Here is a 19,161-nt window from a genome sequence, read left to right on the forward strand (position 1 = left end):
GAGGCGCATGAGTGCCTCTTTTTTTGAATAAAATAAAAATAAGGATAGAAAATGAAAGACCAAAAGGTAATTGTGGCATTGGATTATGACCGTCAAGCTGACGCATTGGCGTTCGTGGATAAAATTGATCCTAGCTCGTGCCGATTAAAAGTGGGTAAAGAGATGTTTACTCTTTTTGGCCCTGAGTTTGTAAAAGAACTTCATAAGCGTGGTTTTTCTGTTTTTCTAGATTTAAAATTTCATGATATTCCTAATACGTGTTCAAAAGCAGTTCGTGCAGCTGCTGAAATGGGGGTTTGGATGGTAAATGTTCATGCGAGTGGTGGTGAGCGGATGATGACAGCTTCGCGTGAGATTTTAGAACCGTATGGCAAAGATCGCCCATTATTAATTGGTGTGACTGTTTTAACGAGCATGGAACAGCAAGATTTAGCGGGTATTGGTTTAGATATCGCACCACAAGAGCAAGTTAAACGTCTTGCTGCATTAACAAAAAACAGTGGTTTGGACGGAGTAGTTTGCTCAGCTCAAGAAGCATCAATGCTAAAAGCTGACCTAGGTAAATACTTTAAGTTAGTAACACCTGGTATCCGTCCTGTGGGTTCAGACGTTGGTGATCAAAAACGTATCATGACTCCAGTTGATGCGATTATTTCAGGATCTGATTACTTGGTAATTGGGCGCCCAATTACTCAAGCTGAAAACCCATCACAAGTATTAAATGACATTAATTTGTCGTTGGCTCCCGTCTTATAAATTGTTATGCAGATAAAAAAATAGAGACCTTATGGTCTCTATTTTTGTTTGTAAGCTCTCTATTAAAAGAGAAGAGTTACATTACACGCATACCAGGTTGAGCACCTTCGTGTGGTTCAAGGATCCAAAGATCTTTACCACCAGGGCCAGCAGCCAGAATCATGCCTTCAGACATACCAAACTTCATTTTACGAGGTTTTAGGTTAGCAACCATCACAGTATGCTTACCAACTAATTCTTCAGGTGTGTATGCAGATTTAATCCCTGAAAATACTTGACGAGTTTCACCGCCAATGTCTAGCTGAAATTTAAGTAGTTTGTTTGCCTTTGGAATTTCTTCACAAGAGATAATACGAGCAATACGCATATCAACCGCTTCGAATGCATCGAATTCAATCTCATCCGCGATTGGTTCTTTGTCTAGTTCTGTTTGGTTTGCTTTTTCTTTTTCCGCTTCTGCTTTCTCTTTTGCAGCCATTTCAATTGCAGCATCTTCTTTTGATTCTTCAACCATTGCTTCTACTTTCTTAGGATCAATACGGTTGAACAGTGCTTTAAACTTCGTGATTTCATGAGAAGTTAGAGGTTGTGCAATACATTCCCACGTTAACGTTTCGTTTAAGAAGGCTTCAGTTCGTGCTGCAAGTTCAGGCATTACTGGTTTTAGGTAAGCCATTAGCACACGGAACAAGTTAATACCCACAGAAGCAACTTCTTGTAGCTCTTGTTCTTTGCCTTCTTCTTTCGCAAGAACCCAAGGTGCTTTTTCGTCAATGTATTGGTTTGCTTTATCAGCAAGCGCGGTAATTTCACGAATAGCACGACTAAATTCACGAGTTTCATATAGCTCAGCAATACGATCTGAAGCAGCAACGAATTCGTTGTAGAGCTCAGGAGCCACAAAATTATCAGACAGTTTGCCGTCAAAACGTTTAGTAATGAAACCAGCATTACGAGATGCTAAGTTAACAATCTTGTTTACGACATCTGAGTTTACACGTTGAGTGAAATCTTCAAGGTTTAAATCAATATCATCAATACGGCTATTTAGTTTAGCGGCGTAGTAGTAACGTAGGCATTCTGGGTCTAGGTGATTTAAGTAAGTGCCAGCTTTAATGAATGTGCCTTTCGACTTAGACATTTTTGCGCCATTTACCGTTACGTAACCATGAACAAATACATTGTTTGGTTTACGGAAGCCAGCACCATCAAGCATTGCAGGCCAAAATAGGCTATGGAAATAAACAATATCTTTACCGATAAAGTGGTAAAGCTCTGTTGTGCTGTTTAGTTTCCAATACTCATCAAAGTCTAAATCATCACGTTTATCACATAGATTTTTAAATGAACCCATGTAACCAATCGGTGCATCTAACCAAACATAGAAGAATTTATTGGTTTCGCCTGGGATTTCAAAGCCAAAATAAGGTGCATCACGTGAGATGTCCCATTGTTGTAGGCCAGATTCAAACCATTCTTGCATTTTGTTTGCTGTTTCAGTTTGAAGAGAGCCAGAACGAGTCCACTCTTTTAACATACTTTCAAACTGAGGTAAGTCAAAGAAGAAATGTTCAGAATCTTTCATTACTGGAGTCGCACCAGAAACGGCTGATTTAGGGTTGATAAGATCCGTTGGGCTGTAGGTTTCGCCACAGTTATCACAGTTATCCCCGTATTGTTCTTCAGATTTACATTTTGGACACGTACCTTTTACGAAACGGTCAGGTAAGAACATTTCTTTTTCTGGATCAAATAACTGAGAAATTGTACGGCTAGTAATAAAGCCATTTTTTTTCAATTCTAGGTAGATACTAGACGCTAATTCACGGTTTTCATCACTGTGTGTGCTGTGATAGTTATCAAAGCTAATGTCGAAGCCTGCGAAATCTTTTTGATGTTCTTCGCTAACTGCTGCAATCATTTCTTCTGGAGTGATACCCATCTGTTGAGCTTTAAGCATGATTGGAGTGCCGTGAGCGTCATCTGCACAAATAAAGTTAATGTCGTTGCCACGTAAGCGTTGGTAACGAACCCAGATATCCGCTTGGATATGCTCAAGCATGTGGCCTAAGTGGATTGAACCGTTTGCATACGGTAGGGCACATGTAACCAGAATTTTTCTCGGATCGGTAGCCATATCTTCTCTTTCGCTTTATGTGATGGGTAAAAATTTTAAGAGATAAATAGTACCTGATGCGAGCCAGAATGCATAGAGGATCAAGGGTTCAATTAATGATAGGATGAGGAAAATAACTTAAGGAGTAGCAAGATGGCATTTACAACGATGGCTGAGATTAAGAATTGGTTAAATGAATTTACGCATCCACAACTTTGTGAAGGTTGGGCTGAGATCCCTAATATGGTCTCTATTGCTGCTACGGGTATGATCACCGTAACACTTCCTTTTGTTTCTTCTTCAATTTCGACGGATTTGTCTTCTTGGGTTGAGGAGCAAAAAAATCGATTAAATATACTGTCGTTAACTCTAACGGTAATTGCAAAACCGGCAACACTAAAAACAGATAAACCAGCCGTTAAAGGCATTAAGAATATCATTGCAGTCAGTTCTGGTAAGGGTGGCGTTGGTAAGTCTACAACAGCAGTAAATGTTGCTCTTGCACTGCAACACCTTGGTGCACGAGTTGGTATTTTAGATGCGGATATTTATGGACCATCAGTCCCATTAATGTTGGGTGTTGAAGATAAGAAACCGAATATTGTTGATAATAATCGTATGATGCCAGTAGAAGCGCATGGCCTGTACAGTAACTCCATTGGTTATCTTGTCGATAAATCAGAAGCCGCAGTATGGCGAGGGCCAATGGCATCAAAAGCATTGTCTCAATTATTAAATGAAACATTATGGCCAGATCTTGATTATTTAATTATAGATATGCCACCAGGTACTGGTGATATTCAATTGACATTATCACAGCAGGTTCCGACTACTGGAGCCATTATAGTGACAACACCGCAAGATCTTGCTCTAACTGATGCAATAAAAGGGGTGAATATGTTTACAAAAGTAGATGTTCCCGTTATTGGTGTTGTTGAAAACATGAGCGTTCATGTTTGTTCTAATTGTGGTCATAAAGAGGCTATATTTGGTACTGGTGGTGCTGAAGCGATGACGAGGAGTTATTCACTCCCATTATTAGGTAAATTGCCTTTACATATTGATATTCGTAGTGAAACAGATTCAGGAACGCCAAGTGTTGCGGCTAATTCAAGTAGTGATCACAGCCAAATGTACATAGCCTTAGCTGAGCAAATTTCGAGTAGACTTTATTGGCAAGGCGAAGTCGTAGCTGACCAAATAATGTTCAAGTCATTGTAGAATATCATTTAAGTTAAATTATGAGTGGAAAGTCTTATTTTTAGTCCTTATAATTGAGCGGTTTTATTTAATAAATCTTATCGTATCTCGCTACACTTTTAGGTATCTTTTATGTCAGAGAACAGTAATCATCACTGTATTATCGTAGGTATTGCAGGGGCATCCGCTTCAGGCAAAAGTCTGATTGCTTCTACTATTTATAATGAACTACGAGCAAAAGTTGGCGACCACCAAATTGGCGTAATAACTGAAGACAGTTACTACAAGGACCAAAGCCACCTGACCATGGAAGAAAGAGTCAAAACTAATTATGATCACCCAAATGCATTAGATCATCGATTATTGAGTGAACATCTTGAACAATTGATGCGTGGTGAAGCTGTTAACATCCCAACATACAGCTATACAGAGCACACTCGAACATCAGATGTTGAAGTAATGACACCTAAAAAGGTTATTATTCTTGAAGGTATTTTATTACTAACTGATCCTAGATTACGTAATTTGATGCATGCAAGTGTGTTTATGGATACGCCATTAGATATTTGTTTATTACGTCGTGCTAAGCGTGATGTTGAAGAACGTGGTCGTTCAATGGAATCGGTATTTGAACAATACCAGAAGACTGTCCGCCCAATGTTCATGCAATTTATTGATCCATCAAAGCAACATGCCGATATTATTGTCCCTCGTGGCGGTAAAAACCGTATCGCTATTGATGTACTAAAAGCGCATATTTCAAGATTATTGAAAGCGTAAATAATAATAGTTATTAGAACTGGTCGACATTATGTCGGCCTTTTTTTTGTCTCATGCTCTGTAAATTGTCTATATTTAGGTATATAACTATAAATAACTCTATGTTTATTATGTGCTAATAGTGCCATAATTAACATTCACATCACTTTTTTTATACACTCTGGATGGATTTGGCCGTGAAGAAAATAGTCTTATTAATTAGCATTCCGTTTATTGCAATTGTTATCGCATTATTAGTGCTGGTATTAGTTGTTAACCCTAATCAATTCAAACCATTAATTAAAGAACAAGTAGAGCAGCAAACTGGTCGTCAACTGACTATGGATGGTGATATCTCTTGGCGTTTCTTCCCTTCTATTGGTTTTTCAATCGGTAATATGGCATTAAGCAATCCAACTGGGTTTGCTACGGCTAATTTAGTGAAATTTGATAATGCCAATATAGACATCAATGTGCTTCCATTGTTTGATCACGAGATTAATATTGGATTGATTACGTTAGATGGGGCTGCTTTTACACTACATACATTAAAAAGTGGTGTAACAAATCTTGATGGCATCGGTCCTAAGGAAGAGATTTCAGTTGCTGAAAATAAAACTGAAATAAAGAATGAAGACGTTACGACTAGTGATAATTTAAACGCCGAAGCTGCAACTACAGCGCCTGAAATTAATAGTTGGACCGTCAGTTTAGAGGGGATTGCATTAACTAATGCGAGTGCGCTTATTCAAGATGACAAAGCGGGCACAAAAACGCAATTGTCTAATATGAATATCAAGCTATCACAATTCAGTCCTGGAGAATGGACGCACTTAACGTTTGATTTGAAGGCAGATCTTGGTCAACAGAAAATAGCTCTGAAGGGAGAAACGGACCTTAATATTGCTAAGACGTTAGATACCGCATCATTAAAAGAAACTGAATTAGTTGTTTCTTATGCGGATAAGACGAATAAGTTTGATGGTATTACATTAAGGATAGATAAATTTAATTTTGATGAATGGTCAACTCTCGAATTAGTGGCGGCGGGTAAAGCGAATGATATGACTGTAGATTCAAAATCAACGTTTGAATTGAACGTCCCAAAAGCACTCGATATTATTAAAATACGTAAATTTATAAGTACAAACAATGTAATAGGTGATGCACTTCCAAATAAAGACGTCACTGCCATTATTGGTTTTAATAGTTCTTTTGATGTCACTAAATCATTATTACAAGTCACTGATTTAACGCTTTCTGCGGTAGATACTCAATTTGATGGAAAGGCGAGTGTTGAGCTTAAGGGCATTCCTAAAGTGAGGTTTGAGTTACATAGCCCTAGCATAGATGTTGATGCTTTATTAGCGACGTTGCCATCATCAAAGAATACAGTAGTTGATAATAAACAAACGAATACGAGTAATGTTAAAAAATCCACACCAGTGAAAGAAATTGAACCAGACTTAAATGCATTAAAAGGATTGGATGTTGCGGGTAAGATTACCATTGATCGTTTTAAAGCAAATAATGCAAAAATGCAAAATGTACAATCGCAATTTTCTGTGAATCGTGGAGTATTGAATTTATCTAAATTTCATTCAACTCTTTATGATGGCAGCATTGATATGACAGCTAAATTAGATGCTCGTAAGTCAATACCCGTATATAGCATGAAAAACACCATTAAAGGAGTTAAAGTTGCGCCTTTATTGATAGATGTTATGGGCGAGAGTTTAGTTGAAGGTACTGGTAATATTACGATAAATGTATCTGGAAAAAGTTTAAAACCGACGGCATTAAAGCAAAATGTTAAAGGTAAAGTAGCTATTAATTTTGCCGATGGTGCCGTGAATGGAATTAACGTTCCCCTTATGATTCGAACCACTTATGCAAAAGTTAAAGGTGAGAAAATTAAAGGCAGTGATGAAGCTGAAAAAACAGATTTTAGTGCATTAACCGCAAGTTTCTTATTAGAAAACGGAAATGCCACTACAAATAATATTCGTATGGTATCTCCATTATTACGTATTCATGGGGAAGGTTCTGCACAGTACGTGAATAAAACGGCGAATATGCTTATTGAAACGTCGATTGTAGGTTCATTAAAAGGACAGGGTGGCAAGAGTATCGATGATTTGAAAGACGTTACTATTCCTATTCGTATTACAGGTTCTTGGGCTAACCCTAAATATAAGCTTGAATTTGGTGATGTAATGCAACAGAAAGCCAAAAAAGAACTTGATCGCGGTATTGAGAAATTAGAAGCAAAATACGGCGATAAAATTAAAGATGAAAAAGTAAAAGATGCAGCAAATAAATTGCTAAAAGGATTATTTAACTAGTTCTCTCTTTTATATAAAAGCCCATATTGATGAAGATTAATATGGGCTTTTTAATTGTAATATAGTGATTACCAATCAATTCCTTTTAATGCTTTTACGCCTGAATCAAAAGCATGTTTTACACTACGAACTTCAGACACGGTATCAGCCATTTCAATAAGCTCACGGTGGGCGGCTCGACCTGTTATCACGACCGATTGCATTTTAGGTCTATTTTCTAGTGCTGTTTTCAATTCACCTAATTCAATATAGCCATAAGTGACCATGTAAGTCATCTCATCCAATAGAATAAGATCTATCGACTCATCAGCTAGGTTCTTCTTACATTCCTGCCATACTCGCTGTGCTGCTTCTGTATCGGATTTTTTATCTTGAGTATTCCAAGTAAATCCGGTGTTCATTACATGAAAAGGAACACCGTGGGACTCTAAAAGGGTTCGTTCCCCACAATCCCATGTTCCTTTAATAAATTGAGCTACAACACAATTTAGGCCATGACCAACGGCTCTCGCTATGGTGCCAAAGCCTGATGTGGACTTTCCTTTACCATTACCAGTAACAACAATTAATAATCCTTTTTCTGTTTGTGCCTCTTCTACTCGTTTATCAACGTTGTCTTTTATTTTTGATTGGCGTTGCTTATAGCGGTCATCTTTTGAAGTGTTTGTCATGATGTTCTCCATGTTAAATTCTGAATCATAGCAATGAATAAATAAAAGTGGAATCTTACCATTAGGATACAGTATTGAGTTTTATTGTTGTTAGTGTGATGATTGTGTTAATTATAATTAGAGTGATTGAAATGTATTATCAATTAAATAAAAGAAATATTTCTTATTTGTATAGTTTTGCTGCTGTTGTTTTTTCTTGCTACGGTATTTTTGTTTGTCCTTTTATTGAATAGTTACCCAGAGGAACCATTTTTATTGAGGTGAGTGCCGCCTTTATTTTTATGCTAATTAGTCGATTAGTTATTGTTCCACGCTTTTACTGCTTAAGTAAGCAAGTGCCGTTATTAATCGATCTTTCAATTTTTTTATTATTTGGATTTGGTATTTCTTTATTTATGGGGCAAGCTCATGATTTTCCAATTGAAAGTAATCTCAAGGTTGTTTTTGGTATGGGAATATTAGGTATATTTACTGGCATAATAACGACTCAAGTAGAGTTAATTGAACGTTATAAAAATATGCCTCAACACTATGTGTTAAATACCGAGTTACATGGAAATAGAAGGTCTATAACACAACAGTTTACCGTCTTAGTAACGTTACTTGTTGTTGCGCTAACGACAACACTTATTATGGTTGCAGTTAAAGATCTATTTTGGTTGGAAAGTGCAAAAAATCATTATTTAAATGGAGAAGGAAAGATAAAAATAATTAAGGAATTTATTTTTGTCAGTTTCATTCTCTTATTGTATACATTTTTAGTGGTTTTTTTATGGGGAAAAAAATTATCTTTGATTTTAAATACGAAAGAGAATGCATTAAATAATGTAGCAAAAGGTGTAATTAGTGAGCGTTTACCCGTTTATAGTAATGATGAGTTTGGTGTTTTAGCTGTGTTGACGAATAAAATGTTATTCAGTTTAGAAGAAAGCCAAACTGAAATTCAACAGACGAGAGATTCTGCTATTGTTGGTTTATCTGCATTAGCAGAATCAAGAGATAATGAAACGGGGGCTCATATTTTACGAACGCAAGAGTACATTAGAGTACTTGCGTTTGATTTAAGAAATAAGGTTGAGTACTCAGACGTATTAACGGACAACTACATTAATTTACTTTTTAAATCGGCACCATTGCATGACGTAGGTAAAGTCGGTATCCCGGATGATATTTTACTTAAACCGGGGAAATTGACAGAAGAAGAATTTGAGATAATGAAAGGCCATGCGGCCATCGGAGCAAAAGCACTTTCTGTTGCGGAGGCACAAATGCAAGGCGAAAGTTCTTTCTTACAATTAGCGAAAGAAATTGCATTAACTCATCATGAAAAATGGAATGGCAGTGGTTATCCTCAACAACTTAAAGGTAAAGATATCCCATTATCTGGCCGATTAATGGCTTTAGCGGATGTTTATGACGCATTGATATCAAAACGGGTATACAAGCCAGGCTTTAGTCATGAAAAAGCCAAAGAAATTATTTTAGAAGGAAAGGGGAGTCATTTTGATCCCATGATTGTAGATTCATTTTTAAATGTAGAAACGCAATTTCAAAAGATAGCGAAAAAATATCAAGATAATTAGATAAAAAAATCCCGATAAGCGCAATGCTATCGGGATTTTTCATCAAGGGTTTGTGTATTACTGGCTAACTACTTTATAAATAGGATCTTCTTTCACATTGATTTCAACAAGACTACCGGCTTTATTTAGTAAAGCATGGCAATCTTGGCTTAAGTGATGTAAATGCACTTTCTTACCTGCTTTTGAGTATCGCTCGGCAATGGTTTCTATCGCTTCAATTGCTGAATGATCAACAACTCGCGAAGAAGCAAAATCAATAATAATATCTTGTGGGTCATTTTCTAAATCAAATAGCTCTAGAAAGTTCGCTGCTGAACCAAAGAATATTGGGCCATTAATTTCATATACTTTAGATCCGTCTTCACTCAATGAATTCGTTGAGTAAATGTGTTTTGCGTGTTGCCATGCAAACATAAGAGCAGAAGCAACAACACCCACACCTACTGCAACAGCAAGGTCAGTAAGTACGGTTACAACCGTCACTAATACAATAACAAAAAAATCTTGTTTTGGTACTCGTCGAGCTAACTTAAAGGTGGCCCATTCAAATGTACCAATCACGACCATGAACATGACACCAACTAATGCTGCTAATGGGATCATCTCAATTAAGCCTGAAGCAAATAAGATAAAACCAAGTAGGGCAAGTGCGGCTGTAATGCCAGATAAACGACCACGACCACCTGAGTTAACGTTGATCATTGATTGGCCAATCATCGCACAGCCACCCATCGCGCCAAAGACTGAACAAGTAACGTTTGCAACGCCTTGGCCAACACACTCACGGTTAGATTGACCACGAGTCCCTGTCATTTCATCAATTACTGTTAGTGTTAGTAATGATTCGATTAGACCGATAGCCGCTAAAATAAGTGCGTAAGGGAAAATGATATAAAGTGTTTCTAAAGATAATGGAACGTTAGGCACCGAAAAAGTAGGTAGAGAACCCGCCAATGTTGCCGCTTCATCACCACTCATCGTACGCAGGAAATCAACAACAGTACGAGTATCTAAATCTAAACCTTGAACTAAACCAGTAACAACAATAATAGCAACCAATGAAGAAGGTACTGCTGTTGTTAATTTAGGTAAGAAATGAATGATAGCCATTGTTAATGCAACAAGTCCTAGCATAAGCATCATTTCAGGGCCCTGAAGCCAATCTAAATTACCTAGAGCATCAGGGGCTTTAAACTGACCTAATTGAGCAAGGAAAATAACGATAGCAAGACCGTTTACAAATCCGATCATTACCGGATGTGGAACGATACGAATAAATTTACCTAACTTAAATAAGCCTGCGGTAATTTGCAGAAGACCGGCGAGTAAAATTGCGGCAAAAAGATATTGAACGCCGTGCATTGCGACTAAGCTAACCATTACAACAGCCATTGCACCAGTTGCACCTGAAATCATCCCAGGGCGACCACCAATAATTGAGGTAATTAAGCCAACGATGAATGCAGCGTAAAGGCCAACCATTGGGTCAACACCAGCAACAAAAGCAAAAGCAACTGCTTCAGGGACTAGAGCTAACGCAACGGTTAGCCCTGATAGAACATCATTCTTCACTGAATGATTAGAAAATTTTGGGAATTCAAACATTATTTTTAGATATCTTCTTGGTTGTTTTTCAAGCATGTATGGCGAGAATCGTACAGAAAAGCGTGATGAACTTCAATGTTTATTCAGTTTATCAATATAAAAAAAAGCAAGTCACATCGAAATGTAACTTGCTTAATTTATTGGTTATTCTTTTAAAGACTAAGGTCTAAAAAATTATAAACCTGCTGTTTTTGCCATTGCTGCACTTGCATGACCAGTAGCGGTTTGGCTACCTGCTTGCTTAGGAGCAAAGCGTTCAGTTTTAAAGGCTGCTGCAGAAACAGTGATTTCTTTAATCTCTGTCGGTCCGCTCGCTTTCGTCATACCTGAACCGGCATGTCCTTTATATTGAGGTTTTGCAACAACATTTGTTGTTTGAAGAGGTGCTTCAACTGGTGTTTCCACTTGAGCGACTGTTTCTACTACTGCGTGTTCTACAGGAATAGCCACTTCTTCTTTTATTTCGACGACTTCTTCGATAATTACTGGTGATTCTACTTGTGTAGTTTCCTCAATAACAACGATAGGCGTTTCAATAACCACATTATCAATAATGGTTGCTTCTACTGGAGTCGCTTCAATTACAACGGCTTCCACAGCAACATAAGGAAGTAATACTTTACCCATTGCCATTTCTGGGAATGCAACACCACCAACTTGAGCTTTTACAGCATTAGTTTGAGCTGCTTTATCTTGTGCATTTTGGGTGTCGTTATCAACAAATTTATCTTGTTGTAGATTCGCTTTTGCTAGTTCTAATGTTTTAGCAAAGTCTGGCCATACTTTACCCATTGCCATCTCAGGAGAATAAACACCTGAGTAAAGGCGAGCGGGGTTCACTGGACGACGATCACGACGACGACGGCGTTGGCCACTTGCACGTAAATGACGAGGTGAACGACGATTACGACGCTGACCTTCTTTACGTTCTGTGTTCTCTGCATTTGTTTCAGTTGTTGCTGTATCTTGTACTTCTAGCGTTTCTACTGCATCAACAGGTTGAGCAATAGGAGCGACAAGTACTTCTTCAGCTTCAACTGCTTTACCTGTACGAACTTTTTTCTGTAACTGACGACGTTGACGACGTTGTTTAACTTGAACGCTTTTCTCACGTTTTTCGTTTGTCTTCTCAGTTGCCTGTACTTGTTGTTCAGGAGATAGTTGCGCTTCAGCGGCTAATTGTTGACCTTGCTCAGCAATTTCTTTACGAACTTTAGGTTGCTTAGCTGGTTTGTTTTCAACAGGTTTAACTTGAGCTGGTATTGGTGTTGGTGCTGGATCTTGAGCTGCTAAAGGTGCTGCCGCTTCATCTTGTTTTTTACCACGACGATTATCGTTACGCGTGTCATTACGACGGTTGCTGTTACGATTATTACGACCATTTTCATTACGACGGTTGTTATTACGTTGTTGATTACGGCGTTGTGGTTGAGCAGGTTTCTCTTCTTCTTCCTTTGGCTCTGATTTAGTAGACACAGCCTCAGGCGTTGAGAAAAAGTTAGTAATAGCTGAGAAACAACGGCTGATTAGGCCTGGTTTTTCATCTTTAGCCATTACCGTTTTCGGTTCAGCTATTTTTTCTTCTGGAGCTTTAGACATTGGCGCAGCTTGTGTAGGAGCACTAAAACCTTGAAGAACTGGTTCTTCACGTTTCTTCGGTGCAGAATACATTGCAGGCGTTTCTTTGGCTTCAGCTTCACGTAATGCTTCTAAATTCTTAGGAAGAAGATAAGACAGCATTTCTTGTTCTTCACCTTCACGGATACGGACCACTTCGAAGTGTGGTGTTTCCATGTCAGAGTTAGGAACAATAATAACGCGTACATTATGGAATTTTTCAATGTGTTGAACTGAACGGCGTTTCTCATTCAATAAGTAAGAAGCGATAGCGACAGGGACAACAGCAAGAACTTGAGTTGTATTGTCTTTTAAAGATTCTTCTTCGATTAAACGAAGTACTGAAAGCGCTAGAGATTCATTATCACGAACCACACCAGTACCCGTACAACGAGGACAGATATGGTGACTTGCTTCTGCTAAAGATGGACTTAAGCGTTGGCGAGACATTTCTAATAAACCAAAGCGAGAAATACGACCGATTTGAACACGAGCACGATCCATACGAACCGCTTCACGCATACGGTTTTCTACTTCACGTTGATGACGAACTGGCGTCATGTCAATGAAATCGATAACCACTAAACCACCTAAATCACGTAGACGTAATTGACGAGCAATTTCATCGGCTGCTTCTAGGTTAGTATTTAATGCAGTTTCTTCGATATCGCCGCCTTTAGTAGCACGAGCAGAGTTGATATCAATAGAAGTTAGAGCTTCAGTAGGGTCAATAACAATTGAGCCGCCAGAAGGTAGGCGCACTTCACGATCAAAAGCTGATTCAATTTGGCTTTCAATTTGGTAGTGGCTAAACAGTGGTACTTCACCTTCATATAACTTAACTCGTGACAAAAAGTCAGGACGAATAAGTTGGATATGTTGGCGAGCACGATCGAAGATTTTAGGGCTGTCAATCAGGATTTCACCAATATCACGTCGTAAGTAATCACGAATTGCGCGAACAATTACGTTACTTTCTTGGTGTATTAGGAAAGGGGCTTGATTTGATTCAGAAGCGTGTTTAACGGCTTCCCAATGGTTTAATAGAACATTTAAGTCCCATTCAAGCTCTTCTGCTGATTTTCCAACGCCTGCTGTACGTACGATTAAGCCCATACCTTGAGGTAGTTCTAATGTACTTAGTGCCGCTTTAAGTTGTGTGCGTTCATCACCTTCGATACGACGAGAAATACCGCCAGCACGAGGGTTATTAGGCATAAGAACAAGGTAGCTACCAGCAAGAGATATAAAAGTTGTTAAAGCCGCGCCTTTGTTGCCACGCTCTTCTTTTTCAACTTGAACAATAACTTCTTGGCCTTCTTTCAAAACGTCCTTGATGTTTGGACGACCTTGATAAGTGTAACCTTGAGGGAAATATTCTTTTGCGATTTCTTTAAGGGGAAGGAAACCGTGGCGATCAGCACCGTAATCAACGAAAGCTGCTTCCAAGCTTGGTTCGATACGTGTGATACGGCCTTTATAAATATTAGCTTTCTTAGATTCGTGACCTGGGCTTTCGATATCTAAATCAAAAAGGCGCTGGCCATCAACTAATGCGACGCGCAACTCTTCCTTTTGGGTTGCGTTAATCAACATTCTTTTCATTAGGGAATACTCATTACAAATTGTCGAGCTTGTTTGTCCACATCCATTTCAAATGGTGCCAGATCCCAAGGCTGATTACATGTGCAGCCTCACGGCTGGAACTCAGGGATGCTCTAGGGCACAATCCACATCAACACAATCTATAAAATCGTGCTGATCCGCAATTATTCGCGGTCGTTAAAACATAAAAAATGGTTTAGGCATAACAAGCAAAAAAACTCAAAGCAGTGTAGATGTCTTACGCCAATTGCTGCATCACCGCATTCGAGCAGTATATTTTAGTTCTTGTTGGTGCTTTTATGCTCACCAAGGTGAAGAAATAGCCATCTGGGCTGATTTCAGAGTGCAACTATAACAGTCAGATCAAGCCTCAGCAATCTTCATTATTTGAAACTGCGGTAAAAAAGTTTTATCAAAAGGAAATATGGCAGTAGAATGGCGTTATGACTGAAGATAAACCTAAAGTGCAATTCGTCGAAATAGATGACGATTTTGCAGGGCAACGAATCGATAACTATCTTCTTGCCCGCTTAAAAAATGTACCAAAAAGTATGATTTACCGAATTGTCCGTAAAGGCGAAGTTCGTGTAAATAAAAAACGCATCAAACCAGAGTATAAAATTCAAGAGGGGGATATAGTTCGAATTCCTCCAGTGAAGTTACCTGAATCAACAGCTGTAGAGCTACCTAGTGTTAAATTAGCCAAAGTATCTGAACTTGAGAGTTGCATCATATATGAAGATGATCATCTTCTTATTTTGAATAAACCTTCTGGTACCGCTGTTCATGGTGGCAGTGGTTTGAAGTTTGGAGCAATCGAAGCGTTAAGAGCGTTACGCCCTGATGCACGCTATTTAGAATTAGTGCATCGAATTGATAGAGATACGTCTGGTATTCTTTTAATTGCAAAAAAACGTTCGGCTTTACGTCGATTACAAGAACAATTCAGAAATAAAACCGTTCAAAAATATTATTTTGCTTTGGTTATGGGACATTGGAAGAGCACCTGTAAAGTGGTTAATGTTCCTTTGCTTAAAAACGAAGTGAACAGTATTGTACGTGTTAATCCAAATGGTAAGCCTTCTGAAACTCGTTTTAAAATTTTAGAAAAATTTGAGCAAGCGACATTGATTCAGGCAAGCCCAATTACAGGGCGTACTCATCAAATTCGTGTACATGCTCAACATGCTGGTCACCCAATTGGTTGGGATGATCGCTATGGCGATAGACGATTTGATGCCTATACGGGTCAATTTGGTCTTGATCGACTTTTCTTACATGCAGCGAATATTAAATTTACTCACCCAAGTACTGAAGAGTTGATGGATATTAGCGCGCCGATGGAAAAACGATTAGAAAGAGTATTAACCGGTTTACGCACGACAAAGTAATCTTTTAATATGTCACTCGATTTTGCGATAAGTGTTGTCACAAACACTTATCGCTTTTTTAGTGCGTGCTATCTTTCACTATAATACGGTAAAATTTTGACGTTCTAGCATATCAATGAGTGATATAAGAGGAAGGCCAATTAGTGCGTTAGGGTCTTTACCTTCTAATTTATCAAACAAAGCAATTCCTAATCCCTCGCATTTAAAACTACCTGCACAATACAGTGGCATTTCTTTATTAACATAGTTTTGAATTTGCTTTGTGGTTAGTTGACGAAAATGAACGTGGAACTCTTCACAGACGGTTTCTGCTATCATTGTTGTTGTATTTAATAATGATAAACCAGTATAAAACGTAATTATTTGACCACTGGCTGTCTGTAATTGCTGAATTGCATTTTCTTGTGTTAATGGTTTTCCTATAATTTGATTGTTGATCACGCACACTTGGTCGGATCCTATGATCAAGTAATTAGGATCTTTTATATTGCAAGAAAGGGCTTTTTGTTCGGCCAATCGAGTGACTAAGGTTATAGGTGATTCATTTTCCAATGGTGTTTCATCACAGTTGGGTGAAATAGCATCAAAAGGGACTTGGATCTTCTCTAAGATCGAGCGACGAAAAGGCGATGTTGAGGCTAGAATGAGTTTTGGTTGCATAATGGGTTCTTCTTCTTTAAATTTTCGTTTATTATTAGTAACTCTGCTGAAATAGCAACTGGGAAGAAAAAAAGCATAATTTTTGCCATTTTTCTTTGACTCGAAGGCTTTAGAAAGATAAGATGCGCGCCCTATGCAAAAGGTAAAATTACCACGAACAGTTGATGCAATCCAAAACGCTCAACGAAGATTAGACTACGATGGAATCATCCAATCTGATATTTTAAAGCGTTTGGCTGAATCTACTGTAGATGTGAAAAGTGATGCTGAAGTCACAATGTCGTTTAAAGTTGACGAACAACGATTAGCCGTTATCTCTGGTAAAGCTAACGTCGATGTATTGTTGGAATGTCAACGCTGTAATAAAAATTTTGAACATCACCTAAATGTATCATTTACGTGTACGCCTTTTTTAAGCGAAGAAAAGGCAGCTCTTATTCCTGAGGAATATGAGCTTGTAGATTTAAATGAAGTAGGTGAAGTTGATCTCGTTGAGTTGGTAACTGACGAGTTTATTCTAGCGTTGCCGCAAGTCGCTATGCATGACATTAAAGATTGTCAGGTCAAATCTAACAATTTGGTATTTGGCGAACTTCCTGAAGAGGAAGAGAAACCGAATCCGTTTGATGTTTTAAAATCTTTAAAACAACAGTAATTGAGGAGTAGGGTCCATGGCCGTACAAAAGAGCAAGAAATCACGTTCAATGCGTGGCATGCGTCGTTCACATGATGCACTAACTACAATGGCATTGTCTGTAGACCCAACTAGTGGCGAAACTCACCTTCGTCATAATGTTACAGCTGACGGTTTTTACCGTGGCCGCAAGGTAATCAACAAGTAAGGTTGACGCTTTGCAGCAGCTAACCATTGCAATTGATGCGATGGGAGGGGACTTCGGTCCCCAAGTTACAGTGCCTGCCGTCGTGCAGGCATTGTCGCAATTCCCTGAGCTAAAAGTTACTGTCGTTGGAGATCGTGATGCGATTTCTACACAATTAACTCATCTGAATTATACTCTAAATCCCCGATTTTCTATTGTTCATAGCGATAGCGTTATAGGCAATAACACACAACCTTCAAAAGCACTCCGTCATAGTCGTGGCAGCTCAATGCGTATGGCTCTGGATCTTGTTGCTAGTAAAGACGTTGATGCTTGTATTAGTGCTGGTAATACCGGTGCATTGATGGGGTTATCTCGCTTTACATTAAAACTTCTTCCTGGCGTTGAACGCCCTGCATTAATAAGTCCGTTACCAACAAAAAACAATCAGCGCACTTGGATGCTTGATCTTGGCGCGAATGTCTCTTGCGATGCAGAAACATTGTTCCAATTTGCCGTTATGGGCTCTGAGTTAGCTGAACAAAGCATTGGACGAAAAGCCAAAGTTGCGTTATTAAATATTGGCGAAGAAGAAATTAAAGGCAACGATCAAATTAAGCGTTGTGCGGAAATGTTGAATCAATGTCAAAATATCGAGTTTATCGGCTATATTGAAGGTGATAAACTTTATCAAGGCATTGCTGATGTAGTAGTGTGTGATGGCTTTGTGGGAAATGTATGTTTAAAAACCAGTGAAGGTGTCGCACATTTATTTTTAGATCAACTTAAATCACAGCTTTTAACGTCGAAATTCAAACAAATTCTAGCGAAATGGCTCTTTGGTGATGTCATTTCTAGCTTAAAAGGGTTGAACCCCGACCAGTATAACGGCGCAAGTCTGATAGGATTGCGCGGCATTGTTGTAAAAAGTCATGGAAGTGCAGATATATCTGCCTTTAACAATGCCATCAAGGAAGCGGTTCATGAGATCAAGCGTCAAATACCTAATCGTATTAGTGACCGCTTGGAGGCAGTTTTACTCGAGAGGCATTATTAGTCTTCATGTATAGCAAAATTTTAGGCACTGGTAGCTATTTACCAGCACAAGTTCGCACTAACGCGGACTTAGAAAAAATGGTCGATACTAGTGATGAGTGGATTCTAGCTCGTACAGGTATTAGTGAGCGTCGTATTGCTGGTGAAGGCGAATCAGTTGCTACTATGGGGCATCTTGCTTCTGTTAAAGCAATTGAAATGGCTGGAATTGATAAGAATGATATTGATCTGATTATCCTAGCTACAAGTACGCCAACGTATTCATTTCCGTCTTCCGCATGTGAAGTTCAAGGGTTATTAGAGATCCAAGGCTGCCCAGCTTTTGATCTATCTGCCGCTTGTTCTGGTTTTGTTTATGCTTTAAGTGTTGCAGACCAACATATTAAAACAGGCATGGCAAAGAATGTTTTAGTGATCGGCTCTGATGCTGTATCACACACATGTGATCCTACCGATCGTTCTACCGTTATCTTATTTGGTGATGGTGCGGGTGCGGTTGTTGTTGGTCAAAGTGAAGAGCCTGGAATTATTTCTACTCATCTTCATGCTGATGGTAAATTTGGTGAGTTGCTTTCATTGCCAGTTCCTTCACGTCGTAATGAAGAAGCTGATAAGTGGTTGTACATGGCCGGTAATGAAGTGTTCAAAGTTGCCGTTACGCAGCTTTCTAATTTGGTGAAGGAAACCCTTCATAAAAACCAAATGGACAAATCGGAACTTGATTGGTTAGTACCACACCAAGCTAATTTACGAATTATTAAAGCAACCGCAAAAAAGCTGTCGATGTCAATGGATCAAGTTGTTGTTACTTTAGATCGTCATGGTAATACTTCAGCAGCGACAGTTCCGACTGCGTTAGATGAAGCAGTACGTGACGGCCGAATCAAACGAGGCCAAACCTTATTGCTTGAAGCATTCGGTGGTGGCTTTACGTGGGGCTCTGCGCTCGTTAAATTTTAGTTTGATTGTTGGGATG

The 19,161-nt window shown here is 38.7% G+C and carries 14 protein-coding genes and 1 pseudogene; 10 read left to right on the forward strand and 5 right to left on the reverse strand.

From position 1 onward, the window contains the following. The first annotated feature begins 51 nt into the window (after positions 1 to 51). Positions 52 to 756, forward strand: a complete 705-nt coding sequence (pyrF, locus tag VSAL_RS11675) for an orotidine-5'-phosphate decarboxylase (protein ID WP_012550739.1) — start codon at positions 52 to 54, stop codon at positions 754 to 756. Positions 757 to 832: 76 nt separating this feature from the next. Here the strand turns inward: pyrF and metG are convergent, their stop codons facing one another. Beyond that, positions 833 to 2,893: a methionine--tRNA ligase gene (metG, locus tag VSAL_RS11680; protein ID WP_012550740.1), complete on the reverse strand. Its 2,061-nt coding sequence runs from the start codon at positions 2,891 to 2,893 to the stop codon at positions 833 to 835. Between the two features lie 132 nt (positions 2,894 to 3,025). Here metG and apbC point away from each other — a divergent pair, with 132 nt between their 5' ends. The 3 genes from apbC (at position 3,026) to VSAL_RS11695 (ending at position 7,176) form a co-directional block, all read left to right on the forward strand. Beyond that, entirely contained in the window at positions 3,026 to 4,093 is a 1,068-nt protein-coding gene (apbC, locus tag VSAL_RS11685) for an iron-sulfur cluster carrier protein ApbC (RefSeq protein WP_012550741.1), read from the forward strand. Between the two features lie 111 nt (positions 4,094 to 4,204). Beyond that, positions 4,205 to 4,852 (forward strand): uridine kinase, encoded by a 648-nt coding sequence (udk, locus tag VSAL_RS11690; protein ID WP_012550742.1) that lies wholly within the window; start codon positions 4,205 to 4,207, stop codon positions 4,850 to 4,852. 164 nt (positions 4,853 to 5,016) lie between these two features. After that, the gene (locus VSAL_RS11695) at positions 5,017 to 7,176 is read left to right on the forward strand and encodes an AsmA family protein (RefSeq protein WP_012550743.1); all 2,160 of its coding nucleotides are present in this window, start codon (positions 5,017 to 5,019) and stop codon (positions 7,174 to 7,176) included. 68 nt (positions 7,177 to 7,244) lie between these two features. On the opposite strand, the gene cobO is transcribed toward VSAL_RS11695, so the two are convergent. Beyond that, positions 7,245 to 7,847 carry a cob(I)yrinic acid a,c-diamide adenosyltransferase gene (gene cobO / locus VSAL_RS11700; protein ID WP_012550744.1) on the reverse strand — a complete coding sequence of 201 codons (603 nt, stop codon included), beginning with the start codon at positions 7,845 to 7,847 and terminating at the stop codon, positions 7,245 to 7,247. 131 nt (positions 7,848 to 7,978) lie between these two features. On the opposite strand from cobO, the pseudogene VSAL_RS11705 reads away from it, so the two are divergent. Beyond that, positions 7,979 to 9,430: pseudogene (locus VSAL_RS11705) on the forward strand (HD domain-containing phosphohydrolase). A 57-nt stretch (positions 9,431 to 9,487) separates the two neighbouring features. Here VSAL_RS11705 and VSAL_RS11710 read toward each other — a convergent pair. Both VSAL_RS11710 and rne read right to left on the reverse strand, forming a co-directional pair. Further along, positions 9,488 to 11,035, reverse strand: coding sequence for a SulP family inorganic anion transporter (locus VSAL_RS11710; RefSeq protein WP_012550746.1), 1,548 nt, complete (start codon positions 11,033 to 11,035; stop codon positions 9,488 to 9,490). Positions 11,036 to 11,209: 174 nt separating this feature from the next. Further along, positions 11,210 to 14,257: a ribonuclease E gene (gene rne, locus VSAL_RS11715; protein WP_012550747.1), complete on the reverse strand. Its 3,048-nt coding sequence runs from the start codon at positions 14,255 to 14,257 to the stop codon at positions 11,210 to 11,212. A 443-nt stretch (positions 14,258 to 14,700) separates the two neighbouring features. Here rne and rluC point away from each other — a divergent pair, with 443 nt between their 5' ends. Continuing rightward, on the forward strand, positions 14,701 to 15,648 hold the full coding sequence (rluC, locus tag VSAL_RS11720; RefSeq protein WP_012550748.1) for a 23S rRNA pseudouridine(955/2504/2580) synthase RluC: 948 nt from the start codon (positions 14,701 to 14,703) through the stop codon (positions 15,646 to 15,648). A gap of 78 nt (positions 15,649 to 15,726) precedes the next feature. On the opposite strand, the gene VSAL_RS11725 is transcribed toward rluC, so the two are convergent. Beyond that, on the reverse strand, positions 15,727 to 16,308 hold the full coding sequence (locus tag VSAL_RS11725; RefSeq protein WP_012550749.1) for a Maf family protein: 582 nt from the start codon (positions 16,306 to 16,308) through the stop codon (positions 15,727 to 15,729). A gap of 133 nt (positions 16,309 to 16,441) precedes the next feature. Here VSAL_RS11725 and yceD point away from each other — a divergent pair, with 133 nt between their 5' ends. The 4 genes from yceD to VSAL_RS11745 are packed head-to-tail and all read left to right on the forward strand — an operon-like array spanning position 16,442 to position 19,145. Continuing rightward, positions 16,442 to 16,963: a 23S rRNA accumulation protein YceD gene (gene yceD, locus VSAL_RS11730; protein ID WP_012550750.1), complete on the forward strand. Its 522-nt coding sequence runs from the start codon at positions 16,442 to 16,444 to the stop codon at positions 16,961 to 16,963. 16 nt (positions 16,964 to 16,979) lie between these two features. Further along, positions 16,980 to 17,150 (forward strand): 50S ribosomal protein L32, encoded by a 171-nt coding sequence (gene rpmF / locus VSAL_RS11735; RefSeq protein WP_012550751.1) that lies wholly within the window; start codon positions 16,980 to 16,982, stop codon positions 17,148 to 17,150. Between the two features lie 10 nt (positions 17,151 to 17,160). Further along, on the forward strand, positions 17,161 to 18,186 hold the full coding sequence (gene plsX, locus VSAL_RS11740; protein WP_012550752.1) for a phosphate acyltransferase PlsX: 1,026 nt from the start codon (positions 17,161 to 17,163) through the stop codon (positions 18,184 to 18,186). A gap of 5 nt (positions 18,187 to 18,191) precedes the next feature. Then, positions 18,192 to 19,145: a beta-ketoacyl-ACP synthase III gene (locus VSAL_RS11745; RefSeq protein ID WP_012550753.1), complete on the forward strand. Its 954-nt coding sequence runs from the start codon at positions 18,192 to 18,194 to the stop codon at positions 19,143 to 19,145. Positions 19,146 to 19,161 lie beyond the last annotated feature (16 nt).

It is taken from the genome of Aliivibrio salmonicida LFI1238, assembly GCF_000196495.1.
Lineage (GTDB): Bacteria > Pseudomonadota > Gammaproteobacteria > Enterobacterales > Vibrionaceae > Aliivibrio > Aliivibrio salmonicida.

Excerpts from the sequence above, each read along its gene's own strand:
- pyrF (WP_012550739.1), top strand. The coding sequence starts at position 52 with ATGAAAGACCAAAAGGTAATTGTGGCATTGGATTATGACCGTCAAGCT.
- metG (WP_012550740.1), bottom strand. The coding sequence starts at position 2,893 with ATGGCTACCGATCCGAGAAAAATTCTGGTTACATGTGCCCTACCGTAT.
- apbC (WP_012550741.1), top strand. The coding sequence starts at position 3,026 with ATGGCATTTACAACGATGGCTGAGATTAAGAATTGGTTAAATGAATTT.
- udk (WP_012550742.1), top strand. The coding sequence starts at position 4,205 with ATGTCAGAGAACAGTAATCATCACTGTATTATCGTAGGTATTGCAGGG.
- VSAL_RS11695 (WP_012550743.1), top strand. The coding sequence starts at position 5,017 with ATGGATTTGGCCGTGAAGAAAATAGTCTTATTAATTAGCATTCCGTTT.
- cobO (WP_012550744.1), bottom strand. The coding sequence starts at position 7,847 with ATGACAAACACTTCAAAAGATGACCGCTATAAGCAACGCCAATCAAAA.
- VSAL_RS11710 (WP_012550746.1), bottom strand. The coding sequence starts at position 11,035 with ATGTTTGAATTCCCAAAATTTTCTAATCATTCAGTGAAGAATGATGTT.
- rne (WP_012550747.1), bottom strand. The coding sequence starts at position 14,257 with ATGAAAAGAATGTTGATTAACGCAACCCAAAAGGAAGAGTTGCGCGTC.
- rluC (WP_012550748.1), top strand. The coding sequence starts at position 14,701 with ATGACTGAAGATAAACCTAAAGTGCAATTCGTCGAAATAGATGACGAT.
- VSAL_RS11725 (WP_012550749.1), bottom strand. The coding sequence starts at position 16,308 with ATGCAACCAAAACTCATTCTAGCCTCAACATCGCCTTTTCGTCGCTCG.
- yceD (WP_012550750.1), top strand. The coding sequence starts at position 16,442 with ATGCAAAAGGTAAAATTACCACGAACAGTTGATGCAATCCAAAACGCT.
- rpmF (WP_012550751.1), top strand. The coding sequence starts at position 16,980 with ATGGCCGTACAAAAGAGCAAGAAATCACGTTCAATGCGTGGCATGCGT.
- VSAL_RS11745 (WP_012550753.1), top strand. The coding sequence starts at position 18,192 with ATGTATAGCAAAATTTTAGGCACTGGTAGCTATTTACCAGCACAAGTT.